Annotated in this window: 18 protein-coding genes and 1 tRNA gene; 4 read left to right on the top strand and 15 right to left on the bottom strand. The window is 68.5% G+C overall.

Annotated features, from left to right (window positions below):
- Positions 1 to 63: 63 nt before the first annotated feature.
- On the top strand, positions 64 to 759 hold the full coding sequence (locus BLT19_RS07485) for a LysE/ArgO family amino acid transporter (RefSeq protein WP_091488291.1): 696 nt from the start codon (positions 64 to 66) through the stop codon (positions 757 to 759).
- Between the two features lies 1 nt (position 760).
- Here the strand turns inward: BLT19_RS07485 and BLT19_RS07480 are convergent, their stop codons facing one another.
- Positions 761 to 1114 (bottom strand): iron chaperone, encoded by a 354-nt coding sequence (locus tag BLT19_RS07480; protein ID WP_091488289.1) that lies wholly within the window; start codon positions 1112 to 1114, stop codon positions 761 to 763.
- Positions 1115 to 1173: 59 nt separating this feature from the next.
- Here BLT19_RS07480 and BLT19_RS07475 point away from each other — a divergent pair, with 59 nt between their 5' ends.
- A complete protein-coding gene (locus BLT19_RS07475) occupies positions 1174 to 1449 on the top strand; it encodes an acylphosphatase (RefSeq protein ID WP_091488287.1) in 276 nt (91 codons plus the stop codon).
- A gap of 67 nt (positions 1450 to 1516) precedes the next feature.
- Here BLT19_RS07475 and rplA read toward each other — a convergent pair whose 3' ends face one another.
- The 5 genes from rplA to BLT19_RS07450 form a co-directional block, all read right to left on the bottom strand.
- Complete coding sequence (rplA, locus tag BLT19_RS07470) at positions 1517 to 2206, bottom strand: 50S ribosomal protein L1 (protein WP_091488284.1); 690 nt, start codon at positions 2204 to 2206, stop codon at positions 1517 to 1519.
- 14 nt (positions 2207 to 2220) lie between these two features.
- A complete protein-coding gene (gene rplK / locus BLT19_RS07465) occupies positions 2221 to 2652 on the bottom strand; it encodes a 50S ribosomal protein L11 (RefSeq protein WP_091488282.1) in 432 nt (143 codons plus the stop codon).
- A gap of 139 nt (positions 2653 to 2791) precedes the next feature.
- On the bottom strand, positions 2792 to 4255 hold the full coding sequence (locus tag BLT19_RS07460) for a class I adenylate-forming enzyme family protein (protein ID WP_091488279.1): 1464 nt from the start codon (positions 4253 to 4255) through the stop codon (positions 2792 to 2794).
- A gap of 61 nt (positions 4256 to 4316) precedes the next feature.
- Positions 4317 to 5435, bottom strand: coding sequence for a DUF5938 domain-containing protein (locus BLT19_RS07455; RefSeq protein ID WP_091488276.1), 1119 nt, complete (start codon positions 5433 to 5435; stop codon positions 4317 to 4319).
- 10 nt (positions 5436 to 5445) lie between these two features.
- Positions 5446 to 6243 (bottom strand): SDR family NAD(P)-dependent oxidoreductase, encoded by a 798-nt coding sequence (locus tag BLT19_RS07450; protein WP_091488273.1) that lies wholly within the window; start codon positions 6241 to 6243, stop codon positions 5446 to 5448.
- Between the two features lie 164 nt (positions 6244 to 6407).
- Here BLT19_RS07450 and BLT19_RS07445 point away from each other — a divergent pair, with 164 nt between their 5' ends.
- Entirely contained in the window at positions 6408 to 7022 is a 615-nt protein-coding gene (locus BLT19_RS07445; protein WP_091488270.1) for a TetR/AcrR family transcriptional regulator, read from the top strand.
- A gap of 69 nt (positions 7023 to 7091) precedes the next feature.
- Here BLT19_RS07445 and nusG read toward each other — a convergent pair whose 3' ends face one another.
- The 8 genes from nusG to gabT all read right to left on the bottom strand — a co-directional run bounded on the left by nusG (position 7092) and on the right by gabT (position 15520).
- A complete protein-coding gene (gene nusG, locus BLT19_RS07440) occupies positions 7092 to 8231 on the bottom strand; it encodes a transcription termination/antitermination protein NusG (protein ID WP_091488268.1) in 1140 nt (379 codons plus the stop codon).
- 64 nt (positions 8232 to 8295) lie between these two features.
- Entirely contained in the window at positions 8296 to 8562 is a 267-nt protein-coding gene (secE, locus tag BLT19_RS07435) for a preprotein translocase subunit SecE (protein ID WP_091493532.1), read from the bottom strand.
- Between the two features lie 45 nt (positions 8563 to 8607).
- Positions 8608 to 8680, bottom strand: a tRNA-Trp gene (locus tag BLT19_RS07430).
- A 153-nt stretch (positions 8681 to 8833) separates the two neighbouring features.
- Entirely contained in the window at positions 8834 to 10201 is a 1368-nt protein-coding gene (locus tag BLT19_RS07425) for an NAD-dependent succinate-semialdehyde dehydrogenase (RefSeq protein ID WP_091488265.1), read from the bottom strand.
- Between the two features lie 44 nt (positions 10202 to 10245).
- On the bottom strand, positions 10246 to 11814 hold the full coding sequence (locus BLT19_RS07420) for an APC family permease (protein ID WP_091488263.1): 1569 nt from the start codon (positions 11812 to 11814) through the stop codon (positions 10246 to 10248).
- The gene (locus tag BLT19_RS07415) at positions 11811 to 12698 is read right to left on the bottom strand and encodes a universal stress protein (protein ID WP_091488261.1); all 888 of its coding nucleotides are present in this window, start codon (positions 12696 to 12698) and stop codon (positions 11811 to 11813) included. The genes BLT19_RS07420 and BLT19_RS07415 overlap by 4 nt, the downstream gene beginning before the upstream one ends.
- Positions 12695 to 14068 carry a flavin monoamine oxidase family protein gene (locus BLT19_RS07410; RefSeq protein WP_091488259.1) on the bottom strand — a complete coding sequence of 458 codons (1374 nt, stop codon included), beginning with the start codon at positions 14066 to 14068 and terminating at the stop codon, positions 12695 to 12697. The genes BLT19_RS07415 and BLT19_RS07410 overlap by 4 nt, the downstream gene beginning before the upstream one ends.
- Positions 14069 to 14152: 84 nt before the next feature.
- Positions 14153 to 15520, bottom strand: a complete 1368-nt coding sequence (gene gabT / locus BLT19_RS07405) for a 4-aminobutyrate--2-oxoglutarate transaminase (RefSeq protein ID WP_091488256.1) — start codon at positions 15518 to 15520, stop codon at positions 14153 to 14155.
- A 109-nt stretch (positions 15521 to 15629) separates the two neighbouring features.
- Here gabT and BLT19_RS07400 point away from each other — a divergent pair, with 109 nt between their 5' ends.
- Positions 15630 to 17165, top strand: a complete 1536-nt coding sequence (locus tag BLT19_RS07400) for a PucR family transcriptional regulator (RefSeq protein ID WP_091488254.1) — start codon at positions 15630 to 15632, stop codon at positions 17163 to 17165.
- A gap of 48 nt (positions 17166 to 17213) precedes the next feature.
- Here the strand turns inward: BLT19_RS07400 and BLT19_RS07395 are convergent, their stop codons facing one another.
- Positions 17214 to 18692: a helix-turn-helix transcriptional regulator gene (locus BLT19_RS07395; RefSeq protein WP_091488252.1), complete on the bottom strand. Its 1479-nt coding sequence runs from the start codon at positions 18690 to 18692 to the stop codon at positions 17214 to 17216.
- Between the last annotated feature and the right edge of the window lie 38 nt (positions 18693 to 18730).

Here is an 18730-nt window from a genome sequence, read left to right as displayed (position 1 = left end):
CTCTAATGGTGCTGAAGTATCATCAGCTGGACTGATCATCAGCGCGGACCTACCGTCGGAAGCATGCTCTCCCCCGTCCTCGCCGGTCTCGGCCTCGGTCTGTCGCTGATCATCGCCATCGGCGCCCAGAATCTGTTCGTGCTGCGTCAGGCCATCCGTCGCGAGCACGTCCTGTTGATCGCGACCATCTGCGCCGTCTCAGATGCGGTGCTCATCGCACTGGGCGTGTCGGGAGTCGGCCTCGTCCTGTCCGCGGTCCCGTGGCTCATCGACGTCGTACGGTGGACCGGTGCAGCGTTCCTGATCGCCTATGGACTGCTCGCCGCCCGGCGAGCGTGGCGACCGAAGGGCGAGAGTCTGGCGGTCTCGGAGAGCGCACGTCCGGCCGCCGATGCTCCCGCGCTCCACGCATCAGACGAGGCGCGGCGCCCCGCGGCATCCCATGTGTCGACCGCCGCGCGAGCCTCGACCCGCGTGCTTCCCCTGGTCCTGACGTGCCTCGCGCTCACGTGGCTGAACCCGCACGTGTACCTGGACACCGTCTTCCTGCTGGGGACGGTCGCCAACACGCACGGCGATGATCGCTGGCTGTTCGCCGCCGGAGCGATGATCGGCAGCGTGGTGTGGTTCTTCTCCCTCGCCGTCGGCGCGCGGCACCTCGGCCGATGGCTCGGCACGCCGCGCGCATGGCGCATCTTGGACGCGGTGATCGCCGTGGTGATGATCGCGCTGGGCATCTCACTCGTCCTTCCGCACTGACTCAGCGGTCGATCTGGTCTTTCCGGGCGGTGACCAGAGCGCGTACGACGGCGTCGGGAAGCGGATGCTGCGGCTGGAAGCGCACCGTTCCTTTGTCCAGCCCCGACGCTTCGACCGCTGCGACGTCTGCGGCCACGGCGCTGACCGCCTCCGGACTGAACGGGTACACCCCGATGTGCTTCGCGGTGCGCTTCACCGACAGGAGCGGCTTTCCTCGGTAGACCAGCGCGGGCATGCCGTAGCCGGTGCCCTGTTCGGCGTCCGGCACGACCTCACGCGCGATCGCGTAGATGCGCGCGATCGGCCCGCGGTCGCCGGGCTCGAGTCCGGCGAGATAGTCATCGACGGTTCCCATGCGGCCGATTCTGGCATCGCCCGCTCGCCGTCGCACCTGCCCTCGGGCACGATGGTGTCATGAAGCGCGTGCGGGTGATCGTCAGCGGCGGTGTCCAGGGGGTCGGCTACCGCTATACGATGCGGATGATCGCAATCGATACCGGGGTCGCCGGATGGGTGCGCAATCGCGGTGACGGAACCGTCGAGGCCGAGATCGAGGGCACACCGGGGCAGATCGACGAGGTCCTGGCCTGGATGGCCGAGGGCCCGCCGGGCTCCCGCGTGGATGCGGCGACGGTGACGGATGCCGCGCCCACCGGCGCCACCGGTTTCGAGGTGCGCGGAACCGCCTGATCACATATGGGGAGAGACGACGAAGGGGTCCCGCCCGCAGGCGGAACCCCTTCGGATGATCCGAGGATCAGAGCGCGTTGACATCCAGCGGGATGCCGGGGCCGAACGTCGTCGACACCGCACCCTTCTGGATGTAGCGGCCCTTGGAGCTGGACGGCTTCAGACGGATGACCTCTTCGAGGGCCGCCTTGATGTTCTCGTCGAGCTGCTCGGCCGAGAACGACGCCTTGCCGACCACGAAGTGGACGTTGGCGTGCTTGTCCACGCGGAACTCGATCTTTCCGCCCTTGATCTCCTCGACGGCCTTGGCCGGGTTGGGGGTCACGGTGCCGGTCTTCGGGTTCGGCATCAGACCACGGGGGCCCAGCACCTTTCCGAGACGACCGACCTGGCCCATGAGCTCCGGGGTCGAGACGGCGGCGTCGAACGACGTGTAGCCGCCGGCGACCTTCTCGATGAGCTCGGCGCCACCGACCTCATCAGCACCCGCGGCCAGTGCGGCCTCGGCGGCCGGACCGGTCGCGAACACGATGACGCGGGCGGTCTTGCCGGTGCCGTGGGGCAGGATGACGGTGCCGCGCACCATCTGGTCGGCCTTGCGGGGGTCGACGGCGAGCTTCAGCGCGACCTCGACGGTCGAGTCGAACTTCGCCGAACCGGTCTCCTTCGCGAGCGAGACAGCCTCGGTCGGGGTGTAGAACGTGTCAGCCGCGATCTTCGCAGCGGCAGCCTGATATGCCTTGGACTTGGTAGCCATGTTCGTTGTTCCCCTCAGCCCTCGACCGTGATGCCCATGGAACGGGCGGTGCCGGCGATGATCTTCGCAGCGGCTTCGATGTCGTTCGCGTTCAGGTCGGGCTGCTTGGTCTCGGCGATCTCGCGCACCTGCGCCGCGGTGAGCTTGCCCACCTTGGTCGTGTGCGGGGTCGGCGAGCCCTTGGCCAGGCCCGCGGCCTTCTTGATCAGCTCAGCCGCCGGCGGCGTCTTGAGGATGAACGTGAAGCTGCGGTCCTCGTAGACGGTGATCTCGACGGGGATGACGTTGCCGCGCTGCGCCTCGGTGGCCGCGTTGTACGCCTTGCAGAACTCCATGATGTTGACGCCGTGCTGACCGAGCGCGGGCCCGATCGGCGGCGCCGGGTTGGCAGCGCCGGCCTTGATCTGGAGCTTGATCAGGCCGGTCACCTTCTTCTTGGGTGCCATTTCCTTGTCCTCTCATCGAGCGACACTTCGACCGGCTCAGTAGCCCGAGTGAAGTGGAGCTCTCCCGCGGACCCGGCATCTCCGGATCGCGGTTCGTCCGCACGCGCACGAAAGCGCACACAAACCAATCAAGTCTACCTCAGACCCGCGTGCCTCGAAGACCTGCGCGCAGGCCGGACTTGTCGATCTTGCCGACCGAGTTCTTCGGGATCTCCTCGACGATGTGGATGGCGGCCGGCCGCTTGAACGGTGCGAGGATGCCGACGAGGTGGTGCGACAAATCGTGAGCCGGGACCTCGGCGCCCGGGCGCAGGACCACGAACGCGACGGGGACCTCGCCGAAGACCTCATGCGGTCCGCCGACCACCGCCACCTCGTGGACGTCCGGGTGCGAGTAGAACGCGTTCTCGATCTCCTTGGGATAGATGTTCTCGCCGCCGCGGATGATCATGTCCTTGATCCGGTCGACGATCTGAAGGTAGCCGTCCTCGTCGAACCGGCCGATGTCGCCGGTGTGCAGCCACCCGTCGACCAGGGAGCGCGCCGTCTCGTCCGGTCGCCCGAGATACCCGGCCATGATGACAGGTCCGGCGATCACGACTTCGCCGCGGTCGCCGTCCGGCACCGGGTTCCCAGCCTCGTCGACCACGGCGACGCGCTGACCGGGCAGCGGCAGCCCGACGGTGCCCGGCTTGCGCGCACCGCGCAGCGGATTGATGGTCGATGCCGTCGTCGTCTCGGACAACCCGTACCCCTCGACGAGCACGACGCCGAACCGCTCCTCGAAGCGGCGGATCGCTTCGGCGGGCATCGGCGCCGCGCCGCATACGGCGAACCGCAGCGAGGATGTGTCGGGACGCACGTCCTCGGCAAGGGTGTTCAGCATCGCGTAGATGGCCGGGACGGCCGAGAAGTACGTCGGCCGGAAGCGCTCGACGTCGGCGAAGAACCGGTCCTTCGTGAAGCGGCCGGCGATCGTCACCTGCCCTCCGGCGCGCAGCGGCGAGAGCGTGCCCAGGATGATGCCGTTCGCGTGGAACAGCGGCAGCACGAGGAGGCTTTGGTCGGACTCGTCGAGCTCGAACCATTCGATGAAGGACGAGGTCATCGCGTCGATGTTGCCGTGCGTGAGCATGACGCCCTTCGGGCTGCCCGTGGTCCCGCTGGTGTAGATCAGCAGCGCCAGATCACTCGGGGCGGCCACCACCGCGGGCGGCGCTTCGCCCGGTGCGGCGGCGAGGATCTCGTCCAGGGTCAGAATCGGAACGCCGATGTCGTCGCGGTCGGCTTCGACGACGACGATCCTGGCCGAGGCGTCCGCCACCTGGTACGCCACCTCCGCCGCGCCGAGCACCGGATTGATCGGCGTGACGACGGCGCCGAGCCGCCACGCTGCGAGCAGGACGAGGATCAGCTCCACGCGGTTCGGCAGCAGGACGGCGACCACATCGCCGGGACCGATGCCGCGCCCTTCGAGCGCATGAGCGGCCTGCCGGACGCGCAGCAGGAGGCCGGCGTTGGTCAACTGCACCCCGTCGTCGCGGATCGCCGGGGCGGCGGGTGCGCGCTCGGCGCGCTCGTCGGGAAGAGTCGAGAAGTGCATGAGGTCTCCGCTGGAAGGGGGTGCCGCCCGCGGGGAGGGTCGGGCGACACCCCACAGGTGATCAGACGCGGGTGATGACCGGCGCCGAGACGAGTCCGAAGCCGCGCAGCTGACCGAGCAGCTCGGTATGCCCGAACGCCTGGCACGCCGAGGCGAAGCCGACGCGGTGCGGCGCCTGCTGGATCAGCGAGAACGCCGAGAAGGCCTGCAGCAGGCCGGTCTGCTTGTAGTTGCTGTTGCCGTGGATCACGACGTGCGAGCGACCGAGCGGACCGGACGCGTGGACCGAGTCCACCGAGCGGTTCAGACGCGGATTCTCCCGCGGTGGCATGTCGGCCTGCAGCGATGCGGCGATGTCGCCGAGCGCCTTCTCCTGTGCCGCCGGCTCGAGCGGACGCAGCTGCTCCTCGAACATCTGCACAGTCTGGCCGACACCCTCCATCACGGCACGGTTGAGCACACCGCCGATCGCGCGGACGTTCGCGACGCGGGGGTCGTTCTGGAACCAGATCGGATGCGACATCCCGCCCCACGGCACGGCGATCGCCTGCTCGTGGTATCCGGGGACGGTGACGTCGAAGGCCGACGTGTGGTCCCATTCGATGAGCTGGTTCTGCTCGAGGTAGTACCAGTTCGCCTTCAGGATCGTGAAGATCGTCTGCGTCGAGGCGTAGGTGGGCAGGCCCTTCCACAGGACGAGGATGTCCAGGGTGTCGTAGCCGCCGGGTTCGAGCGCGATGTTGGCCGCGATCTCGCTGACGGTGTACATGTGGGCGATGCCCGGTGCCAGCAGCAGACCCGCGGCGGCGAACTGCTCACCCCAGGTGTCCCGAGCGTGCAGCACCCAGTCCTGCTCCCCCGTGGTGTCCGTGTAGTGCGCCCCGATCCGCAGCGCCGCCTCCACCACTTCGGGGCCGAACTTGATGAACGGTCCGGCCGTGTTGCAGATCACCTGCGCGCCCTCGAAGGCGGCAGCCAGGGCATCCGCGTCATTGTCGACACCGATCACCTCGTAGTCCGCCGTCTCGATGCCGGGGATCTTGTCCACGACCGCGCGCACGCGGTCCGCGTCCCGGCCGGCGGCGACGAACGGCACGCCGAGTTCGCGGAGGTATTCGCAGATCAGGCGTCCGGTGTATCCACTCACGCCGTAGACGACGACCGGCTTGTCTGTGCTCACGATCCGTTCCTCACATTCCCATGGCGCCGTCGATGGACAGCGTCACCCCGTTGATGAATGCGGCATCCTCCGACAGCAGGAAGGTGACGCCGTTCGCGATGTCGTCCTCGGTGGCCAGTCGCCCCGAGGGCGTGAGCGAGACGACCGCGCCGACGGCCTCATCGACCGAGGGGAACAGGCCGAGGCGCTCCATGTCCACGGCCAACTGGGCGCCCATGGCGTTGGGCACGAGCCCAGGGCAGACCGTGTTGACGCGGACCCCATAGCTGAGGCGACCGGATTCGGCCGCGGCGACCTTCGTGAGACGGTCGACGGCGGACTTCGACGCCGAGTAGGCGGCGATCCCCGGGAAGGCGATCGTCGCAGCCACGGAGGCGATGTTGACGATCGCGCCACCCCCGCCGGCCGCGCCCTCTGGGCGCATCGCCCGGAACGCGTGCTTGATGCCCAGCGCCGTACCGAGCACGTTGACCTCCAGGATCTTCCGCACCGCGTCGGGGTCGAGATCGACGAACAGGTGCGAGATCTCGATGCCGGCGTTGTTGACGACGCCGGTCAGGCCACCCATCGCCTCGACGGCCTCTCCGATCGCACGCTCCCACGACGCGTCGTCGGTGACATCCAGCGCGACGAAGACGGCCGTTCCTTCCTGCGAGAGGGATGCCACCGCCTCCGCGCCGGCCGCCTCATCGATGTCGGCGATGGCGACGGCACCGCCGCCCGCAAGGACAGCCCGGGCCGTGGCCAGCCCCAGGCCCTTCGCTCCCCCGGTGACGAGCACTCGGGCCCCCGTCAGAACTGCAGTCATGACTTGCTCCGTTTCTTTCCTCGTTGAAAGTGGTGCGCTCAGCACATCAGAAAACTGGACGACTGACAAGGGAAAGTCGGACACCTGTCCAATTTTCTCGTTCGGTGCCTGGGCGTAGGCCCGTCCGACGCGTATCATCGACGAAAACGTCGGAAGGAGGGGGCATGAGCACCATCGCGGAACGAGCCGACCGCGCCGGAACGAACAAGTTCGCCGCGCGCCGGAGGGAGCTCGCCGACTCCGCGCTGGCGGCGATCGCAGAACACGGGTTCGCCCATACCGGCCTTCGTGATGTCGCCGCCCGAACCGAGCTGTCCACCGGCATCCTGCATTACTACTTCGACGGCAAAGATGACCTGATCGCGCAGGCGATCTGGCAGTACAAGTCCGAGTGCGCACGGCGGTACGACCCGATCGTGGAGACCGCCGCCACCGCCGAGGAGCTGGCCGAGCGCTTCGGGGTCGAGATCTCCGCGACGCTGCGGGACGAGTCCGACATGCACCGCCTCTGGTACGACCTGCGCAACCAGGCGCTGTTCGAGGACGGGTTCCGCGACACCATCGTCGCGATCGACGAGCTGCTCACCGACATGGTGTGGGCGGTCGTCCAGCGCCACGCCGTACTGCGCGGAAGGCCCGCGAACATCGACCGCGCCACGGCGTACGCCCTCTTCGACGGGCTCTTCCTGAACTGCCTGATCACGTATCTGCGCGGCGATCTGACCGCGTTGGACCAGATCAGCGTGCGCACCCGCAACCTGCTGGCCGCCTCGGTCTGACCCTGCGACCGGCTCAGGAACCGGAAAATGCCCGCCGGATGGATCCGGCGGGCATTTTCGCGTGCGTGGCTAGAGCTTCGTGACCTGGTCGAACGACAGCTCGACCGGGGTCTCGCGCTCGAAGAGCGAGACGAGGACCGTGAGCTTGCCGCTCTCCGGCTTGATCTCGCTGATCGTGCCGGGAAGCCCCGCGAACGAGCCTTCCTTGATCGTGATGGTCTCGCCGACCTCGAAGTCGACCTCGGCGGGGATGCTGCGCGTGACGGCCTGACCGCCCTTGGTGGCCGCGGCGCCCTTTGCGGGGGTGACTTCCTTGATCTCCACGAGCGACTTCAGCATGTTGAAGGCCTCTTCGAAGCGCAGCGGCGTCGGGTTGTGCGCGTTGCCCACGAAGCCGGTGACGCCGGGGGTGTGCCGCACGACGGACCACGTGTCTTCGTTGAGGTCCATGCGCACGAGCACGTAGCCGGGGATCCGGACGCGCGTGACCATCTTGCGCTGGCCGTTCTTGATCTCCACGACGTCCTCCATGGGGACCTCGATCTGGAAGATGTCGTCCTCGACCTCGAGCGTCGACTTTCGCTGCTCGATGTTGGCCTTCACCTTGCGCTCGAAGCCGGCGTAGGAGTGCAGGACGTACCACTTGCCCGGCAGCGAGCGCAGTTCGTCGCGGAAGGCCTCGTACGGGTCCTCGTCCTCGTCGGATTCCTCGTCGGCGGCATCGAGGTCGACCGGCGCCTCTGCCGCGTCGGCCGGGGCAACGGATGCCTCGACGTCGTCCACGACGGCGGCTGCGGCATCCACCTCCTCGACGAAGTCCTCGTCCAGGACGGGCGCGTCCTCGTCGCCGTTGACGTCCGGCCCGTCGTACGGAGTCACGTCGCCGGCGTGCTCGGCGACGTAGTCGGCCTCTTCTTCCGCGAGCGAGTCGGTCAGGACCTCGGCGGCGGCTTCCGCCTCAGCGGTCTCGTCGATGTTGAGTGCGTCGTTCACGATCGCGTCTGCTTCCGGGTCGTCGATGTCGATGTCGTCCAGGTCTGCGTCATCCTCGTCGCCGTCCTCGTCCACGATGTGGATAGCGAGGTGCTCGGCCGCTTCGACCGAGTGCTCCTCGGCGGCGAGGATGTTGCCCTCCTGGGCCTCGTCGTCCTCCGAGGACTGCTCGGCAGCGGTCGCCCAGTCGGCGTCGTCTGTATATCTTTCGGACACGTGAAACTTCTCTTCCGTTTTCGTGGCTGCCCGAGAGCGGGCATCCGCGTGCGACTCAGGTCGGTCAGGCCGGAATGCCGAACACGACGGTGGTGACCCAGACGAACAGCAGGTCCAATCCGTACACCAGCGCCATCATGACGACGACGAAGCCGAGGACGACTCCGGTGTACTTCAGCAGTTCCTGGCGGGTGGGCGTGACCACCTTGCGCAGTTCTGCGAACACCTGCCGGATGAACGTCGCGATGCGAGCGAAGACGTTGGGCTTCCTCTCGCGCGGCGCGCCGCCGGACGCGACGATCTCGCCGCCGTTCGGCTCGTCCTGAACCATCGATGTCACCTGATTACCTTCCGTGTGTCAGCTTCTGCTGACGCGCAGGGCGGACAGGAATCGAACCTGCAACCTGCGGTTTTGGAGACCGCTGCTCTGCCAATTGAGCTACCGCCCTAGAGACCTGTGGCCTCGGGATGCCCACAGTCTTCTGCCGCAACCTGAGGAGGGAAGCTCGTCCCGAACACCGGGCACGGCGAAAGAATGCAGACTTCAACTGCACCTGCAAGTGTACGGCATGGGTCTGGGAGAGGCGAACCCGCGACCCCGCTCACGGCCCGACGCGCACCAGCTTCTTGTTCACGAACTCGTCCGCCGCCAGCAGGCCCATCTCACGTCCGGTGCCGCTGCGCTTCACGCCGCCGAAGGGGAGCTCGGGGCTGTCGGCGAGGACCAGGTTGACGTAGACCATGCCGGCCTCGATCCGGTCGGCCACGCGTTGCGCCTGTGCTTCGTCGGTGGTGAAGACATAGGACCCGAGCCCGAAGGGCGTGTCATTGGCGATCCGGACGGCCTCCTCCTCGTCGGCCGCACGGTAGACGACGCCGACGGGACCGAAGAACTCCTCGCGATAGGCGTCCATCTCGGGCGTCACATCGGTCAGGACGGTCGCCTCGTAGAACGCGCCGTCGCGCCCGCCGCCGGCCACGAGCGTCGCGCCCTGGCTCACGGCGCGCTCGACCTGCTCCTGCAGGCGCTCGGCGGCCACCAGGGAGGACAGGGGTCCGAGGTCGGTGCCCTCGGCGAACGGATCGCCCAGCGTCGCGCCGGTCAGCGCCGCGGTGAACTTCTCGACGAACGGCTCGTACAGCTCGTCCGCGACGATGAAGCGCTTCGCGGCGTTGCAGGACTGCCCGGTGTTGTCCAGGCGCGCGTCGGCGGCGGCCTGCACCGCACCGTCGAGGTCGTCCGTGGACAGCAGGATGAAGGGATCCGAGCCGCCGAGTTCGAGGACCACCTTCTTCAGGTTGCGGCCGGCCGTCTCGGCGACGGCGGATCCTGCCCGCTCGGACCCGGTCACCGAGACCCCGTGCACCCGCGGGTCGGCGATCACCTCGGCCGACTGGTCGTTGGTGATGTACAGGTTCGTATACGCGCCGTCGGGGAAGCCTGCGTCGCGGTAGATGTCCTCGATGGCCGCGGAGGACTCGGGGCACTGCGGCGCGTGCTTGAGCAGGATCGGGTTGCCGATCAGAAGGTTCGGCGCCGCGAAGCGGGCGACCTGGTAGTACGGGAAGTTCCACGGCATGATGCCCAGCAGCGTCCCGAGGGGCGAGCGCCGGATCACCGCCGTGCCCTCCCCCAGGATGTCGATGGGCTGGTCCGCCATGATCTTCTCGGCGTTGTCGGCATAGAACTCGGTGATGTCTGCGGCGAAGTCGACCTCCCCGAGCGCGGCGGCCAGCGGCTTGCCCATCTCGCGCACGATCGTCGCGGCGAGGTCGTCGCGACGCTCCCGATGCAGCTCGGCGGCACGGCGCAGCAGCGCGCCGCGCTCGGCAGGGGTGGAGGTCCGCGCCCATCCGCTCGCGACGGCGTCGGCCGTCGCGAGGTCCTGTTCGAGCTGGGCATCGGTGGCGAGGGGGTACTCGGCGAGCGTCTCGCCGGTGGCCGGGTTCACGACTTTGTAGTCACTCATGGTGTTCCGTTCGCTGAGGTCGGTTGATGGGTACGGGGCCGGCGTCAGCGGCGTCGGGCTCGCAGGCTGGCGGGTGCGTCCAGCGAGATGGTCTCGCCGCGGAAGTAGGCGGGCCGCTTGACCGCCTGCCAGATCATGATGACGATACCGAGCCCGATGACGACGACGCCCAGGATGAAGACCAGGCCCAGTCCACCGATGTTCGATCCGCTGCCGTAGTCCGGGTCCATGCTGTCGATCAGGGTCTTCACGAACAGGAAGATCAGGATCACGCCGCCTACCAGCGGGAACAGGAACGTGAAGAACACGTTCCGAGTGGTGTCGAACCATTGCTTGCGGAAGTACCAGACGCAGGCGAACGCGGTGATGCCGTAGTAGAAGCAGATCATCATGCCCAGCGTGGTGATCGTGTCCCACAGGACGTCCTCGCTGATGAAGCGCATCACGGCGTAGAACACCGACGCCACGACAGCTGAGACGATCGTCGCGAAGCCGGGTGTGAAGAAGCGCGGACTGACCTCGGAGAACCGCTTCGGGAGCGCACCGTAGTGGCCCATCGCGAGCAGGGTGCGCGCGGGAGAGACGAACGTGGACTGCAGCGATGACGCCGAACTGGTCAGCACCGCCAGCGAGACGAGGAACGCGAACGGTCCGAGGATCGGTCCTGACAGGTAGAAGAACACGTTGGACTGGATGTCCTCGTTGCCCAGGCCCAGGCCTTCGGCGCCGGTGCCGGCGAACGCCAGCAGCGACACCGAGATCAACAGGTACAGGGCGAAGATCGTCAGGACGGTGAGCGTGGCGGCGCGGCCGGGAGTCTTCTCCGGGTCCTTCGTCTCCTCGTTCATCGTGAGGGTGACATCCCACCCCCAGAAGATGAAGATCGACAGCGAGAGGCCGGCCACGACGGCGCCGAAATCGGCGACCGCGAACGGGTTGAACCAGGACAGTTCCACAGGACTCGCATCGAACGCGTTGCCCTGCGCGACGTGCACGAAGGCGGCGACCGAGAAGATCACCAGGACGAGCACCTGGAAGGTGACCAGGAAGTACTGCAGCTTCTGCGTGGTCTGCATGTCGCGGTAGGAGACGAGCGTCGCTCCGAGCATGAACAGCAGGCACACCCCGACGTTGATGAACGGGTTGAACGCGAGCTCGGCGATCGTGCCGGGGCTTCCGGCGATCTGATCGATCAGCAGGAAGAGGAATTCGACCGCGATGCCGGCGAGATTGGACAGCACCAGGATGGTCGCTGCGATCAGCCCCCAGCCGGCCATCCAGCCCACCCACGGCCCGAAGGCCCGGGTCGCCCAGGTGAACGAGGTGCCCGAGTCGGGCATCGCCCGATTGAGCTCGCGGTAGCCGAACGCGACCAGCAGCATCGGGATGAAGCCGACGATGATGATCGCGGGAACCTGGAATCCGACCTCGGACACCGTGGGCCCGAGGGCGGCGGTGAGCGTGTACGCGGGCGCGATGCACGAGATGCCGATGACGACGGCGCCGATCAGCCCGACGGTGCCGGCGCTCAGCCCCTTGGCGGAGAGACCGGTCGGCTCGCCCTTCTCGCCGACGGGCGCGAGGGGCGCCGCAGCGCCGGTGTGGTCGCTCATGGCGTGACTCCTTCCGTGGCGCGCGTGCGCGGCACCACGATCATCGGGACGGGAAGTTCGTGGAGCATCTTGGCGGCAGTGGATCCGAGGAACAGTCGACGGGGCTGGGCGAGGCGGCTGGAGCCGACGACGGCGATCTCGCCCGGCTCCCAGCCGAGGTGGGAGACGGCATCCTCGATGCTGTCGCCGGAGGCGACGACCGCCTCGGCGTCGATGTCATCGGACAGTGCGCTGCGCGCCTGCGCCAGCATGTCGTCCGCGTGCGCCGCGCCGACCACGCGGATGACTCCGGTGTCGATGCCGGCGGGGAGGTCGACGGTGACCAGCGAGACCAGGCGGAGCTCCGACTGCGTCGCGGCGGCCAGTGAGACCGCCTCCTCGAGCAGCACGTCGGCGCCCGGCCGCGTGCCGATGGCCACAGTGACCCGGGTGATGCCGGTGGAGGCGTCGATGCGTCGTGAGCCCTCTGGAGCCAGGACCACCGGTACATCCGAGGAGTGCAGCAGTTCGCTGGCCACCGTGCCGAGCCGGTGCTTCCCTCGCAGGCCGCCGTTGGCCGCACCGACGACGATGTGACTGGCGCCGAGCTCGGTCGCTGCCAGCAGCAGTCCATCCCCGAAGGACTCCCCGTAGCGGACATGGGTGCGGTGCGAGACGAGGTCGCCGACCATGTCCGAGGCGTCGCGGAGCCACTCGGTCGCCCGTTCGCGCAGATGGGTGTCGTAGCCCGCGTCGGGCGGGGTGATCACGCTGCGCTCGTCCGCCGGCAGCACGAGCACCAGGTCGAGTTCCGCGCCGGATGCCGCTGCCAGACGCGCGCCGAGCGCCACCGCGTCAGCGCCGGCATCCGTTGCTGTGTAGCCGACAACGATGCGCCCGCTCACGCGCGGGCCTCATCCACGATCTGGGATGCCGCGAGGCGGCCCATCCGGATGGCGCCGTCCACGTGCTGATACCCGGCGCCGGCCATGTCACTGCATGCGAAGTGCACCGGACCGACGGCCTCGCGCAGTTGCGCCCCGTACCGGTGCAGACCACCGAGGTCGAAGCTCGCGGCATACGCTCCGCGCGTCCACTCCTCGCTCCCCCAGTCGCTCTCGTAGTAGACGACGGGCTCCTTCGCCTCGGGTCCGTAGTAGTGCGACAGGGACTCGAGGATGCGGTCTTTGCGCTCTTGCGCACTCAGTCGGAAGACGTCATCGGCGTGCTGATCCGAGACGAATCCGACCAGCGTGCCGCGCGCGTCGCCGTGGTTGGTGTTGTCATAGGCCTCGTGCGAGAGCTCGTACGGGCTGAAGGCCGTGCCCGACAGTCCCTTCTCGCGCCAGAACGGGGTGTCGTAGACCGCGTGCACCTTGATGACGAAGCCCATCGAGAGGTGCTGGTGCATCTGGTGCTGCAGGCGGGGCAGCGCCGGGACGAAGGAGATGCGGTTGTAGAGCACCGGCGCGAGGGCGAGGATCGCGAACCGCGCCCGCACCGTCATGCCGTCGGCGATCGCGGTCACGCCGTCGCCGGACCACTCCAGGGTGCGCACCGGCCGCCCGAGGTGGACGTCGTCGCCGAGACGCTCCGCGAGCAGGAGCGGAACCTGCTGCAGGCCCCCCACGACGCGCTTGTCGAGGATGAAGTCGGCATCGACGAGGTTCGAGTAGGAACCGGCGGAGGCCGCCATCAGCAGCGACTGCAGGAGCGAGAAGGTGTGGGTCGGCTTGGTCAGCATCGCCGAACCGGTCGCGAAGGCGAGGTTGCGGACGGCCTCATCGTCGTCGGTCTGCGCGCGAAGCCACGCATCCCACGAGATGCGGTCCCACTCCTCGGCCTTCTCGTGCGCCCAGGGCCGGTCGGGGTCGATCTCGGCGACCATCGCATCGAGCCGCTCGGTGATCTCGGCGATGACGCGCTCGGTCTCCGGCGCCACGGGGAACATCTCGCCCGTGAAGCGGTGCGTCGTCCCATCCGGGCCGACGTAGACGCTGTCGCCCTCGCGGTAGCGGCTGTAGGTCTCAAGCCCCAGCTCGGCGACGGTGTCGATCAAGGCGTCCTGGTCAGGCGAGACCCATTGCCCGCCGATCTCGAGCATGGCGCCGTCGATGACGTCCGTCCACAGACGCCCGCCGACGCGGTCGCGGGCCTCGAGCACGGCGACGGACAGCCCTGCCCTGCGCAGTTCGTTCGCGGCGGTCAGGCCCGCGGCTCCGGCGCCGACGATCACGACGTCCCTGGTCAGCTCGGTGCGGTTCGGCTCCGACATGGTGCTCCTCTTGTCGATTGTTCGGGCAATGCTGAGGCGCGTGCGCCGGACCCGGCCCCCCGGCCCGGGTCCGGCGCACGCCGGTCAGGCGGCCGCCAGTGCGGCCGCGACGACGTCCAGGCCCTCCACGAGCAGGTCGTCGGGGATCGACAGCGGCGGCAGGAACCGGATCACGTTGCCGTAGGTGCCGCAGGTGAGGACGATCACGCCCTCCGCGATGCAGGCCTTCGCGATCGCTCCGGTCAGCGCCGCATCAGGCTCGCCGGTGGCAGCGTCCACGAACTCGGCGGCGATCATCGCCCCGCGGCCGCGCACGTCGCCGATGCGCGGATCGCTCGCCTGGAGCGCGGTCAGACGATCCACGAGGATCGTCCCGATCTCGTTCGCGCGCTCGATCAGTCCGTCGTTCTCGAAGGCGTCGATCGCCGCGAGCGCCGCAGCGCACGCGATCGGGTTTCCGCCGTAGGTGCCACCGAGTCCGCCGGTGTGCGAGGCGTCCATGATCTCGGCACGGCCGGTGACCGCCGCCAAGGGCAACCCCCCGGCGATGCCCTTGGCGGTGGTGATCAGGTCGGGCACGATGCCGAACAGCTCGCTGGCGAACATCGCTCCGGTCCGCGCGAAGCCCGTCTGCACCTCGTCGGCGATGAAAACGACGTCGTTGGCTCGGCACCAGTCCACGAGCGCCGGAAGGAAGCCCTCGGCCGGGACGATGAAGCCGCCCTCGCCCTGGATCGGCTCGATGATGATCGCGGCCAGGTTGTCGGCGCCGATCTGCTTCTCGATAAGCGAGATCGTCCGCTTCGCGGCATCCGACCCGCTCAGCCCATCGCGGTACGGGTACGACAGCGGGGAACGATAGATCTCCGAGGCGAACGGACCGAAGCCGCTCTTGTACGGCATCGCCTTCGCCGTCAGGGCCATGGTCAGGTTCGTTCGTCCGTGGTAGCCGTGATCGAAGGCGAGCACCGCCTGCTTCTTGGTGAACTTGCGCGCGATCTTCACGGCGTTCTCCACGGCCTCGGCGCCGGAGTTGAACAGCGCGCTCTTCTTGGCGTGATCCCCGGGCGTGATCCGGTTCAGCGCTTCGGCCACGCCGACATACGACTCGTAGGGCGAGATCATGAAACAGGTGTGCGTGAACTGCGCCACCTGCGCCTGCACGGCCGCGACGACCTTCGGGTGCGCATTGCCGAGCGTGGTGACCGCGATTCCCGCTCCGAGATCGATCAGGGAATTGCCGTCCGCGTCGACGACGACCCCGCCGCCGGCTGCGACCGCCTGGATCGGGACGGTGTGACCGACGCCCGCGGCGACGGCATCCGCCTTGCGGGCGAGCAGCTCCTGCGATCGCGGACCCGGGATCGGGGTGAGCATGCGCCGCTCCTGCGGCAGGCTCGGCCCGCCCAGGGGCGTGGTGTCGGTCGGGGAAGTCAGCTCGGTCGTGCTCATGTTCGCGATCGTAGGCGGTACGGCCGCGGCGTGTATACGCTCCGCGGTGTACATTTTGGGTGCCGAGACCGTACAACCCGTACACGGTCCGACGAGAACGGAGTTGCGGATGGTCGTCGAGGCTGAGACGCCCACGCTGCGGACCCTGCTCGCCCGACGAGATCTCCGACTCCGCCTCGAGGGTGAGGAGACCGCCCTGGATCCGGATGCGCTGCAACGGCCGATCCGGTGGGTGCACAGTTCGGACCTCGCCGATCCGACACCGTTCCTCTCCGACGGGCTCGCCCTGCTGACCACCGGTACGCAGTTCCAGGGTGCTCATGAGGATGCCGCGGTCTACGTCGAGTACGTGCGCCGCCTGACGGCACGCGGGGTCGTCGGACTCGGCTTCGGCACGGAGGTCGTCCGGGACGGCATCCCACCGCAGCTCGCGCGTGCGTGCCGGCAGGAGCGGATGCCGCTGTTCGAGGTGCCGTACCGGACGCCGTTCATCGCGGTCGCACGGGCGGGCGCGGAGGCGATCGCGGCACAGGCCTACGCCAGGCGCAGCTGGGCCCTGGCGGCACAGCGGGCGATCTCGCTCGCGGCACTGCGGCCGGACGGCCTCGGCGCGACCCTCGCCGAACTCGCCAAGCAGCTGAACACGTGGGTGGGGATGTACGACTCGTCGGGGGCGCTCACCCGCGAGCATCCGAACGCGCTCCCCTCCTCCACCGCCCACGAGCTGCAGGATTCGGTCGGAGCCGTGCTGCGGCGTGGCGCCCGGGCAGGCTCTTCCCTGCGCATCGACGGCGTGCCGTTCACGCTGCAGACGCTCGGACGCGGGGGACATCTGCGCGGCGTCATCGCCATCGCCGCCGGCGACCTCGATCAGGAGGGGCGCGGCGTCGTGACGGCGGTCGTGGCGATGGCGGGCCTCGCGCTGGAGCAGCAGCAGGGCCTGGACCGCGCACGCTCGCTGCTGCGCGCGGGCCTCCTGCAGTCGCTGCGCAGCGGTGACCCTTCGCTCGCCCGCCGTATCGCGCGGGATCTGTGGGGTGGGCTGCCGGTCGCGCCGATCGTCGCGGCGATGACGGATGCCGCGGCGGCGCGCAGCGATGCGCTCCGCGAATGGCTGGAACTGCGCGCCGACGAACGGCGTGGTGGTGTGTTCTTCGGCCGCGGCGACGATGGTCTCGTGCTGATCGTCCCGGTCGCCGACGAGTCGCTGCTGGAGGAGGTCGCCGACAGATTCGGTGTGCGTGTGGGCGTCTCCGACCCGTCGGGCTACGACGCGATCGCGGGGGCCATCGAGCAGGCCCGCGTCGCACGAGAGCGCGGGGTTTCGGCCGTCTCCCACTTCTCACAGACGCTTCGCGGCGGCGTGCTCGCGGTTCCGCCGACGCCGGAGGGCAGGGCGGTCGCCGAGGCGGTCCTCGCCCCGCTGCGGCGGTACGACCTCGACCATGCCACGAACCTGCTCGAGACGGTGCGGGTGTGGCTGGACCATGACTGCTCGCACGAGGCATCCGCTCGGGCTCTCGGCGTGCACCGCCACACGATCCGCGCCCGCATCGCCGCCGCCGAGCGAGCGCTGGAGGTCGATCTCGGCTCGTTCCCGGCCCGCGCCGACGTCTGGGCGGCCCTGCGGGTCAGCGAAAGCTGAGCGGGGGAGCTGCCTCACCGCGACGGCATCAGGTGACGCGGGATCGGATCATCGCGGCGCGTGCGCCTCGAGGAATTCGTAGACGTCCGTGGTGTCCACGCCGGGGAAGGCCCCGGTCGGCAGCGTCGCCAGCAGCGTCCGCGGAGTGCGCACGTTCGGCCAGGACTGCTCCCGCCACGCCGCCTCCAGATCGGCGGGCGCCCGGCGACAGCACACCTCGACGGAATGCTTGGAGACGCCCCGGTTCGGCGTGTCCCGGCCGATGAACCACTTCGTGTCGTCGAAGCGGACCCCGACGCTGACCGAATGCGCCCCCTCGCTGGAGGACTCCACCCGGGCCGTGCACCAGTAGGTGCCGTTGCCGGTATCGGTGTACTGGTAGTACGGGTTGAAGTGGTCGTGCTCGTCGAAGACGACGCGGCTGGTCCAGCGGCGGCAGCACATCTGCCCCTCGATCGACCCCAGCTGGTCGGTGGGGAAGTTCACGTCGTCGTTCTCGTAGGCCTTGGTGATCGTGCCGGACTCGTGGACCTTGAGGAAGTGGACCGGGATGCCGAGGGCCACGGTCGCGAGGTTCGTGAAGCGATGCGCTGCGGTCTCGTACGACACCGAATACCCGTCACGGAGGTCCTCGATGGAGATCGCCCGCCGATCCTTCGCCTCGCGCAGGAACGGCACCGCGTGCTCCTCGGGAATCAGCAGGGCGCCCGTCAGGTAGTTCGTCTCCACGCGCTGGCGGAGGAACTCTGCATAGCTCGTCGGCTCGCGGTGGCCGAGGATGCGGCTGGAGAGAGCCTGCAGCACCGCGGTGCGCGGGTCGCCCTTGGAGGTGAGCCGGCTGGAGAGATACAGCCGGCCGTTCTTGATGTCGGCGACGCTGCGGGTGGTCTGTGGCAGGTCGGGCACGTAATGCAGGGTGAAGCCGAGATGCGCGGCGATGTCGGATGCCGTGCGCTGGGTGAGCGGACCCCCGGGGTGGTCCACTGCATCGAGGAGGGCCTTGGCCTGCTGCTCCAGCTCGGGGAAGTAGTTGTTCTGCGTGCGCATCAGTTTGCGCAGCGCGACGTTGGCGCGGCGCGCCTCCTCCGGCGTCGCGGCCCGCTCGTCGCGGAGCCGCTCGATCTCGCCCTGCAGGGCAAGCATCGCGACGAGCGCCTCGTCCGGCACGGTCTTGCCGATGCGGAACGGAGGGATGCCGAGCGCCTGGAAGGTCTGTCCGCGCATCGCGCGCTGCAACGCGATCTCCATGGTGGACCGCTCGTCGAGCGGCTCGGACTCCAGCAGTGCGTCCAGATTCGTCCCCAGCGCACGCGCGATCGACTGCAGCAGCGTGAGCTTCGGCTCGCGCCGGCCGTTCTCGATCATCGACAGCTGGCTCGGGACGCGGTCGACGGCGCGTGCGAGGTCATCGAGGGTCATGTCGCGCGCGGTGCGCAACTGGCGGATGCGGCGGCCGATCGTCAGTGAGTCCACATCTCGATCGTCGTCGCCGAGATCGAGGTCGTCGCGATTTCCGGCGGTGCTCATAGCGCGATTCTGTCACGAAACGGGAATTTCGATGAAAC

Source organism: Microbacterium pygmaeum (assembly GCF_900100885.1).
Taxonomy (GTDB): Bacteria; Actinomycetota; Actinomycetes; order Actinomycetales; family Microbacteriaceae; genus Microbacterium; species Microbacterium pygmaeum.
This window is presented reverse-complemented; position numbering and strand designations above follow the sequence as displayed.

Excerpts from the sequence above, each read along its gene's own strand:
- gabT (WP_091488256.1), bottom strand. The coding sequence starts at position 15,520 with ATGAGCACGACCGAGCTGACTTCCCCGACCGACACCACGCCCCTGGGC.
- secE (WP_091493532.1), bottom strand. The coding sequence starts at position 8,562 with ATGGTTCAGGACGAGCCGAACGGCGGCGAGATCGTCGCGTCCGGCGGC.
- BLT19_RS07395 (WP_091488252.1), bottom strand. The coding sequence starts at position 18,692 with ATGAGCACCGCCGGAAATCGCGACGACCTCGATCTCGGCGACGACGAT.
- BLT19_RS07460 (WP_091488279.1), bottom strand. The coding sequence starts at position 4,255 with ATGCACTTCTCGACTCTTCCCGACGAGCGCGCCGAGCGCGCACCCGCC.
- BLT19_RS07480 (WP_091488289.1), bottom strand. The coding sequence starts at position 1,114 with ATGGGAACCGTCGATGACTATCTCGCCGGACTCGAGCCCGGCGACCGC.
- rplK (WP_091488282.1), bottom strand. The coding sequence starts at position 2,652 with ATGGCACCCAAGAAGAAGGTGACCGGCCTGATCAAGCTCCAGATCAAG.
- BLT19_RS07400 (WP_091488254.1), top strand. The coding sequence starts at position 15,630 with ATGGTCGTCGAGGCTGAGACGCCCACGCTGCGGACCCTGCTCGCCCGA.
- BLT19_RS07475 (WP_091488287.1), top strand. The coding sequence starts at position 1,174 with ATGAAGCGCGTGCGGGTGATCGTCAGCGGCGGTGTCCAGGGGGTCGGC.
- BLT19_RS07485 (WP_091488291.1), top strand. The coding sequence starts at position 64 with ATGCTCTCCCCCGTCCTCGCCGGTCTCGGCCTCGGTCTGTCGCTGATC.
- BLT19_RS07420 (WP_091488263.1), bottom strand. The coding sequence starts at position 11,814 with ATGAGCGACCACACCGGCGCTGCGGCGCCCCTCGCGCCCGTCGGCGAG.
- BLT19_RS07410 (WP_091488259.1), bottom strand. The coding sequence starts at position 14,068 with ATGTCGGAGCCGAACCGCACCGAGCTGACCAGGGACGTCGTGATCGTC.
- BLT19_RS07425 (WP_091488265.1), bottom strand. The coding sequence starts at position 10,201 with ATGAGTGACTACAAAGTCGTGAACCCGGCCACCGGCGAGACGCTCGCC.
- BLT19_RS07450 (WP_091488273.1), bottom strand. The coding sequence starts at position 6,243 with ATGACTGCAGTTCTGACGGGGGCCCGAGTGCTCGTCACCGGGGGAGCG.
- BLT19_RS07445 (WP_091488270.1), top strand. The coding sequence starts at position 6,408 with ATGAGCACCATCGCGGAACGAGCCGACCGCGCCGGAACGAACAAGTTC.
- rplA (WP_091488284.1), bottom strand. The coding sequence starts at position 2,206 with ATGGCTACCAAGTCCAAGGCATATCAGGCTGCCGCTGCGAAGATCGCG.